This is a genomic window from Halopseudomonas sp. (assembly GCF_041579695.1).
Lineage (GTDB): Bacteria > Pseudomonadota > Gammaproteobacteria > Pseudomonadales > Pseudomonadaceae > Halopseudomonas.
In genome coordinates this window covers 1-8,308 of sequence record NZ_JBFGFI010000097.1, presented here as the reverse complement: position 1 = coordinate 8,308, position 8,308 = coordinate 1, and the positions used below count along the sequence as shown (strand labels likewise).

Annotated in this window: 8 protein-coding genes; 5 read left to right on the top strand and 3 right to left on the bottom strand. The window is 59.9% G+C overall.

Translation table 11 applies throughout. From position 1 onward, the window contains the following. Positions 1–463 precede the first annotated feature (463 nt). A complete protein-coding gene (locus ABYA88_RS14030) occupies positions 464–1,732 on the top strand; it encodes a ribonucleotide-diphosphate reductase subunit beta (RefSeq protein ID WP_373188016.1) in 1,269 nt (422 codons plus the stop codon). Between the two features lie 55 nt (positions 1,733–1,787). Here ABYA88_RS14030 and ABYA88_RS14025 read toward each other — a convergent pair whose 3' ends face one another. Together ABYA88_RS14025 and ABYA88_RS14020 are read right to left on the bottom strand one after the other, a co-directional pair. Continuing rightward, on the bottom strand, positions 1,788–2,531 hold the full coding sequence (locus tag ABYA88_RS14025) for a class I SAM-dependent methyltransferase (protein ID WP_373188015.1): 744 nt from the start codon (positions 2,529–2,531) through the stop codon (positions 1,788–1,790). A gap of 99 nt (positions 2,532–2,630) precedes the next feature. Beyond that, positions 2,631–3,299, bottom strand: a complete 669-nt coding sequence (locus tag ABYA88_RS14020) for a TVP38/TMEM64 family protein (protein WP_373188014.1) — start codon at positions 3,297–3,299, stop codon at positions 2,631–2,633. Between the two features lie 133 nt (positions 3,300–3,432). Here ABYA88_RS14020 and ABYA88_RS14015 point away from each other — a divergent pair, with 133 nt between their 5' ends. After that, a complete protein-coding gene (locus ABYA88_RS14015; protein ID WP_373188013.1) occupies positions 3,433–4,521 on the top strand; it encodes an ADP-ribosylglycohydrolase family protein in 1,089 nt (362 codons plus the stop codon). On the opposite strand, the gene ABYA88_RS14010 is transcribed toward ABYA88_RS14015, so the two are convergent. Then, entirely contained in the window at positions 4,518–5,234 is a 717-nt protein-coding gene (locus ABYA88_RS14010; RefSeq protein ID WP_373188012.1) for a hypothetical protein, read from the bottom strand. The genes ABYA88_RS14015 and ABYA88_RS14010 overlap by 4 nt on opposite strands. A 264-nt stretch (positions 5,235–5,498) precedes the next feature. Between ABYA88_RS14010 and ABYA88_RS14005 the strand changes: the two genes are divergently transcribed. The 3 genes from ABYA88_RS14005 to ABYA88_RS13995 form a co-directional block, all read left to right on the top strand. Then, positions 5,499–6,788: an NADH:flavin oxidoreductase/NADH oxidase family protein gene (locus tag ABYA88_RS14005; RefSeq protein ID WP_373188011.1), complete on the top strand. Its 1,290-nt coding sequence runs from the start codon at positions 5,499–5,501 to the stop codon at positions 6,786–6,788. 28 nt (positions 6,789–6,816) lie between these two features. Then, on the top strand, positions 6,817–7,638 hold the full coding sequence (locus tag ABYA88_RS14000; RefSeq protein ID WP_373188010.1) for an aldo/keto reductase: 822 nt from the start codon (positions 6,817–6,819) through the stop codon (positions 7,636–7,638). Between the two features lie 18 nt (positions 7,639–7,656). After that, positions 7,657–8,308, top strand: a 652-nt coding sequence (locus tag ABYA88_RS13995) for an aldo/keto reductase (RefSeq protein ID WP_373188009.1), incomplete at its 3' end; no start/stop codon positions are given.

The window sequence follows — 8,308 nt, the reverse complement described above, 5'->3', positions numbered from 1 at the left end:
GGATCCCCGCGTTCGCGAGGATGACGTAACAAGGAGGCCGTACTTACAGAATCGTCATTCCCGCGAACGCGGGAATCCATTTTGACCTTCGGGGGCTTGGCAGAAAGCACAGCGCCTACTGCCACCCCAGAATGGATCCCCGCGTTCGCGAGGATGACGTAACAAGGAGGCCGTATTTACAGAATCGTCATTCCCGCGAACGCGGGAATCCATTTTGACCTTCGGGGTTTGGCAGAAAGCACTGCGCCTAAAGCCAACCGCCGAATGGATCCCCGCGTTCGCGAGGATGACGTAACAAGGAGGCCGTACTTACAGAATCGTCATTCCCGCGAACGCGGGAATCCATTTTGACCTCGGGGGCTGGCGCTGAGAGGCCGAGCCTCCAAGCGCAACCCGAGCCGCCATACATACAACTTGAAGCTTGAAGCCCCCGCTTGAAGCTACGACTGAAAGGAGCCACACCATGCTCAGCTGGGACGAACTAGACAACGAACAAACCACCGCAGCCCCACACCTGGGAACGTCGATTTCCACCTCGACAAAGGCGGACCACTCCGAGCCCGCGACAGAAACGCAGAACGCCATTGCGACCCCAGCCAACGTCGCAGAAGCGCGCCAGGTCTCCACCGATGACTCCGCCGCCATCGCCCGCGCCAAGGCCGCACTCGACGCCCTCGACGTACAGGAAGGCCTCGATGAACTCGAAGGCTCCGCCGCCCGCGTCAGCGTCGACACCAAGCGCATGATCAACTGCCGCGCCGACCTCAACCAGCTGGTGCCCTTCAAGTACGAGTGGGCCTGGCAGAAGTACCTCGACGGCTGCTCCAACCACTGGATGCCGCAGGAGGTCAACATGACCGCCGACATCGCCCTGTGGAAAAACGCCGAAGGCCTGACCGACGACGAGCGCCGCATCGTCAAGCGCAACCTGGGCTTCTTCTCCACCGCCGATTCCCTGGTAGCAAACAACCTGGTGCTGGCGGTCTATCGTCTTATCACCAACCCCGAGTGCCGCCAGTACATTCTGCGTCAGGCATTCGAAGAGGCGATCCATACCCACGCCTACCAGTACTGCATCGAATCTTTGGGCATGGACGAAGGCGAGATCTTCAACATGTACCACGAGATTCCGTCAGTCGCGAAAAAAGCCGCCTGGGGTCTGAAGTACACCCGGTCAATCTCCGACCCGACCTTCAACACCGGCACTGTAGAGACCGACAAGGAACTGCTGCGCAACCTGATCGCCTACTACTGCGTACTCGAAGGCGTGTTCTTTTACTGTGGCTTCACCCAGATCCTGTCCATGGGCCGCCGCAACAAGATGACCGGCGTGGCCGAGCAGTTCCAGTACATCCTGCGCGACGAGTCCATGCACCTGAATTTCGGCATCGACGTGATCAACCAGATCAAGATCGAAAACCCGCACCTGTGGGATGCCAGCATGAAGGATGAAGCCACACAGATGATTCTGCAGGGCACCCAGCTGGAAATCGAATACGCCCGCGACACTATGCCCCGAGGCGTACTCGGCATGAACGCAGCGATGATGGAGGACTACCTCAAGTTCATCGCCAACCGCCGCCTGACCCAGATCGGGCTCAAAGAGGAATACCCGGGTACAGTCAATCCCTTCCCGTGGATGAGCGAGATCATGGACCTGAAGAAGGAGAAAAATTTCTTCGAGACGCGGGTTATCGAGTATCAGACTGGCGGGGCGTTGAGCTGGGATTGATCCAGCCAGTAGCAACCGGGATCTGCCTGCCATGCTTCGGCAACGCAGGCAGATTTCAGATTTTCACGCAGGCGAACAGTGCATTCCCCGATGCTCCATCCCAGGGGCTGAGGGTCTGATAGTCGTGCTCCAGTACCTGCACCTCGAAATATGGCGTTAACAGCGCCAACAGCTCGTTGAAACTGACCGCCACCATCGGATGCTGGTCACGCCATATCTGGCTTACGTTCGCGACCGTTCTTTCGATTCGCAGCTTTAGCGACTGCTGCTCCCCTTCCCCCGAATAGTGCCAACCGGAACTGAAGTTAAATTGACCCTCCGCATTCCTGACCGAATGCGACATGTAGGAGTCGTTGTCGATCCTGTGCTTGTCGACCGCGTTGAAGCAGAACAGCCCACCCGTAGCCAGTGCATTGTGGACACTGGCGATACATCCCTTGAGTCGCTCGAGCCCGGCGCTGTAATGGATGGAATACAGAAAGCATGTCACCAGATCGACCGGATCACTCAGCGAGAAATCACACATGTCCTGCAAAGAGAACTGCGCTTCGGGGCACCGCGTCAGGGCCAGATCAAGCATCGGTTGATTGATGTCCAGCCCACTGCACTGATAGCCCGCATCCAGCAGATGCCGCACATGTGGGCCGGTGCCGCAGGCCAGATCAAGGTGCCGCCTCCCGCCGTTGCCCAACAGCTGCTGTAAGCGGTGAATACAGTGGCTTTGCGCGCGGTAATCGATGTCGGCGCACATCAGGTCGTAATATCCCGAGAGATCGGTATAAATGGCGTTGCTGGTCATGATGATCTGAAGCCGAAGTGGGCGCTGGAATGGGCGCGCGCATCATATACCGGTCGCGGAAAAAGCGCTCGCGGTTACTCATGCTGCAATACGCAACCTTCAATCGAGCCGCAGCCAGCGTGCCAGCCTGGAATCAGGCCTGCGACTGATCGCCCAGGGCAGTCCCACCATCGCCGCCAGAATGGCCAATCCTGCCAGCACAGTCAGGACCGGATGCAGCATGAAGGTATTGCCCAGTCCCGCGAAGACAAATGTCATCGGCAGCATGCCGATCAGGGTCGCCGCCGCAAAACGCCAGGCGTGAATGGCCGTGACGCCGGCGGCATAACTGATCAAGGCGAAGGAAAAAACCGGTATCAGCCGGGTGAGAAAGATGGTGATGGTCAGGAAGCGTTGCGAGCCATCCCTGGCCAACACGGGGTTATCCGGGAAGCGTTTGCATATCGCCTCGCGACCCAGAAAGCGGACGATCCAGAAGGCCGCCATGGCGCCGATCAGGGCGCCGGAGGCGGCGATGGCGGTTCCGCTGAGCACGCCAAACACCAGTCCGGCCGTCGCGCTCACGGGCAGCGTGGGAATCGGGCCGACAATCACCGCGATCACCATCAGCAGCATGAGCAGCAGGGGGCCGACGCGACCCTGGCTCTTGAGCCAGACGGACAACACTTCCGGCGAGAAGCTGCCGGGCATCCCCAGTATCTGCAACAACCACCAGGCACCCGCGAGCGCGGCAAGCACTAATATCACCACTGCCATCCTGAATGCCATCAACCAACCTCTCTGCGACGAATACGTGCCTGCACCAGGCCGCCGAGTCTAGCGCGAATTTCCTTGAAACACCTGTGATCCAGTAGCAATCAAACGGTGCGTTAAGCTGAAAATACAAACTGGAGGCCACATCATGGATGCAACAATAACTGCCAGGGCAACCGCCGCCCTGCAGAACCTGTTTATCGGCGATGCGCTGGCCATGCCGGTGCACTGGTTCTACCGGGTCGGTGACATCGACCGCGCTTTTCCCAATGGCATCAAAACCTTCGAGGCACCTCCGGAATATCATCCCTCATCGATCATGTCCCTGCACTCGACCAGCGGCGGTGGGCGCAAGAGCTCCGGCAATCAGGGGCAATCGGATGTCGTTGGCGACGTGATCCTCAAAGGCAAAGCCCAGTACTGGGATCAGTCCCACGTCCACTATCACCAAGGCATGCGCGCCGGCGACAATACCCTCAATGCCTACTGCGCACTGACTCTGACCGAAGTCATGAACGAGGCCGGCGGACACTATGACCGCGATGGATTCCTGCAGGCCTACATAGCCTTGCTGACGGCAGAGCAACCGGCCCATCCGGACACCTACGCCGAGTCCTACCACCGGGGTTTCTTTGCCAATCTCGCCAAGGGTCTGCCGCCAGATCAGTGCGCAGCCGTTACCCACGACACACCCTCGATTGGCGGCCTGGTTACCATCGCACCGTTGGCGATCGGCGAGAGACTGCGCGGCACGCCGCTTGCTGATACCCGCCAACTCTGCCGCGAGCACCTGGCACTGACCCACCCGGATACCTTTCTGGCCGAAGTGTGCGATGCCTATGTGGATCTGATCGATGGCTTGCTGTTTCGCGACAGCGACGCCGCTGTCCAGGACTTACTGCTTGATGCCACGCGCAGCTTGCCACGGCGTGATCTGGCCAGACTGGTTGCGGGCAACAAGCCCGACCGCGAGGTGGTGGGTCGGGTGCTGTCCCCGGCCTGTTACATCAGCGACGCCTGGCCAGCGGTGTTGTACATCGCTGCGAAATATCAGCATGATCAAATGAAGGCCCTGCAGGCAAACATCGAAGTCGGCGGCGACAATGTGCACCGCGGCTCGGTGCTCGGGGTGTTGCTGGGCCTGATCCATGGCGAGGCGGCCGGAGGACTCTTTGGTCAACTCACCGAACAGGCAGCAATCAGCCAGGCCATTGAGCGGCTTGTCGACAGCCGTTAATCGTCATCCCAGCGAATGGTGGAACTCATCGAGAAATTGGTCTGGTTCATGTCATCCACACGCTTACTCAGCCAGCGCCGACGCAGAAACGAAATGCCGTGGCGGGTTTTCCAGGATGACGGAATCAACTCGCCACCCACCGGCTCGCTGTTGATGTAAAAGCTTCTGTCAACGCTGATCGGTCGGGGCTCTGGTCCATACATAGCGATGATCTCGATAGTCAGAGACTCCAGCTCAATATCTCCCTCTGGCAAGTTGCCGCGCATCGGAATGCCAGCTTCGCGTGACAAGCGGCTGATCACATCATTGAAAGCCCCGATATGCATGAACTCACCCGAGAGAAGCGGGCCTTGCCGGGTTTTCTCGCGCAGGTCCTGGGGTATACCCGAAACCGTCTGGCGATTCCCATCTTCGTCCTCGCGCTCTTCCTCGCGCTCCTGTTCAAAGTCCGTGACATCCATGATGACCTTGCCACGGGAGGTCTCCAGGGTAGCCAGGATGTACTCCACATAGATCGCCTCCTGGCTCATATTGCTGATGATGCACAGCGCATCAAAGTCCTTTTTCCTGCCCCGATTGATCAGCACCCTGGGCGTGCGCTGACGGCGAAAGCCGAAGTACAACAGTTGGGCGTACAAAACCCATACGAACAGGGTGGCGATGCTGATGGCTACATTCACCAGCGCGTGGTTTTCCTTGATCCATTCAATCATGAGTCTGCCGAACTCTCCTTTGCCACAAAGTAATGGGGAGGGCCGAGCCCGACCCGTGCGCCTAGGACAACAAATATGACAATTTAATGCAAAAGATGACAAAGCCTTTCGCCCCAGGCCGCCGCTGCTGCCGCCGAGTGCCAGTACGCCACCTTCCGGTGGGGGCGGCGCCGCGAAGCAGAGTCCACGATGCCCGACCCCAAAACACCTGGACAAAAAAGCGGATACACTCCAGGCACTCCTAACAACAAGAAGAGCCTGACCATGACTACGACCCTCGCCGACTCCCTCACTCTGCCCTGCGGCGCTATCATCCCCAACCGCCTTGCCAAGGCCGCGATGACCGAAGGCCTGGCCACCCCTGACGGCGTACCTACCCCGGAACTCGAGCGCCTCTATGGCCTTTGGAGCGATGGCGGCGCGGGCATGCTCCTGTCGGGCAATATCCAGATCGACCGCGACCATCTCGAACGCCCCGGCAACGTCTACATCGACCGCGAGCCAGACGCCGCCATGCAGGCTGCGCTGAGCAGCTGGGCACAGGCCGCCACACGTAACGGCAATCATTTCTGGGCGCAGATAAGCCATGCCGGCCGGCAGACCATGAAGATGATCAATCCGCACCCCAAGGCGCCCTCCCCGGTCAAACTGGGTCTGCCCGGCGGCCAGTTCGGTGAGCCGGTAGCGCTGCAGAAGGAGGAGATAACCGACATCGTGGGCCGCTTCGCCCAGTGCGCGGCAGCAGTCAAGTCCGCCGGCTTTACCGGCGTACAGGTGCATGCCGCCCACGGCTATCTGCTGTCGCAGTTCCTCAGCCCACGCACCAACCAGCGCAGCGACGAGTACGGCGGTTCGCTGGAAAACCGCGCTCGGGTACTGATGGATACCGTTGCGGCGGTCCGCGCGGCTGTCGGCCCCGAGTTTCCAGTGTCAGTCAAACTCAACAGCGCCGATTTCCAGAAAGGCGGTTTCGACTTTGACGACAGCCTGCAGGTAGTCGAGTGGCTGGAGCAGGCGGGAGTGGATCTGATCGAAATTTCCGGCGGCACCTACGAACAACCCAAGCTACTAGGTGTCGAAGGCATTGAAGCGGAAGAGCCGCAGGCGGTAGCCCAGTCGACCCAGCAGCGCGAAGCCTACTTCGTCGACTTTGCCCTGGCCATGCGCGCCAAGGTGTCGGTGCCGCTGATGGTTACCGGCGGCTTTCGTCAGAAAAAGGCTATGCAGCAGGCCCTGGACAGTGGCGCCGCCGATCTGATCGGCCTGGGTCGGCCCATGTGTGTGATGACTGATGCGCCAAACCAGTTACTTGCAGGCCTGGATGAACTGCCGCGCTACGAAGGCCAACTGGCGCTTTTCCCCAGATGGCTGGCGTTTCTCGGCAAAACCAAGGCCCTTAAAGCCATGGCCACCTTTGCTGTGCAGTACTGGTTCTATGCCCAGCTCGACCGGCTGGGTCGTTACGGCAAGGCTGATCCAGACCTCTCGGTGTTCCAGGCCAGCAAGGACATCGCTGCACTGCAGAAGACGCTGGTAAAGGGCCGCAATCGATAATCAGACCATTACTCACAAAGGGCAAGGTATGCAGACCATCAAGCTCGGCGGTACCGCCGTACCGCGTATAGGCCAGGGCACCTGGCACATGGGCGAGGACGCAGGACAGCGACAGGCTGAGGTGCGCGCCCTGCGTGAGGGCCTGGATATTGGCATGACGCTGATCGACACCGCAGAAATGTATGCCGAGGGCGGCGCTGAAGAGGTTGTGGGCGAAGCCATCCGCGGCAGACGTGACGAAGCCTATCTAGTCAGCAAGGTGTACCCACACAACGCCAGTACCGAAGGAGTGCAGGCCGCATGCGAGCGCAGCCTGCGCCGCCTGGGCACTGACACCATTGACCTCTACCTGCTGCACTGGCGCGGCCAATACCCGCTGAGCGAGACAGTAGCGGCCTTTGAAAAGCTGCGCGACCAGGGCAAGATCCTGCGTTGGGGCGTCTCCAATTTTGATGTTGCCGATTTGGAAGAGCTCGCTAATCCAGACTGCGCAACCAATCAGGTGCTCTACAACCCGGAGGCCCGTGGCATCGAATACGACTTGCTGGATTGGCAGGAGCAGCACGATATGCCCCTCATGGCCTACTGCCCGATCGGCCAGGGTGGCGCCTTGCTGCAAGACCCCACGCTGCAGCGCATAGCCGATAAACACGCCGCCACTACCGCTCAGGTTGCGCTGGCCTGGGTCATGCGCCACCCGGGGGTGATCGCCATTCCCAAGGCCGTGAATCTGGACCACCTGCGACAGAATGCAGGCGCCGACAGTCTGCGGCTGGATGAAGAGGATATGGACCAGATAGATGCTGCCTATCCGCCGCTGGCGCGCAAACAGCCACTGGAGATGATTTGACCCGGAGGGCCAGGAGCGATGACTCATCGCATCACGCGCAGACAAAGCCTAAAGCTGATCGGCGCCACACTCGCAGCCATGGCGCTCCCGTCAGTACCGCTTCTGGCCAATACCAGCGAGCTGCGGCGCAAGGCCTTTGCCGGTAGTGACAACAAGCTCCCGGTCATCGGCATGGGCACCTGGCGCACCTTCAATGTCGGTAACGATCCACAGTTGCTCGAGGCCCGCACCGACGTGGTCAAGGCGTTCTTCGAGCACGGTGGCGGCCTGATTGATTCATCGCCCATGTATGGTTCTGCCCCGGATGTCATGGGCTATGCGTTGCAGCAACTGGGCACGCCCGACAGCCTGTTCGCCGCCGAAAAGGTCTGGAGCCCGGCCGGCGGCTCGGCACGCGAGCAGGTAGCCTCGCTGAAAGACCGCTGGAATCTCGAGCACTTCGATCTGGTGCAGGTACACAATCTGGCCGACTGGCGCGAGCACTTGGCAGCGCTGCAGGAGATGAAAGCCGACGGCAGAATCGGCTATGTCGGCATCACCACTTCCCACGGGCGCCGCCACCGGGAAATGGAGCAGATCATGAGCTCGGAGGATATCGACTTCATTCAGCTCACCTACAACATTACCCACCGTGAGGCGGAAGACCGGCTGCTGCCCCTGGCACAAGAGC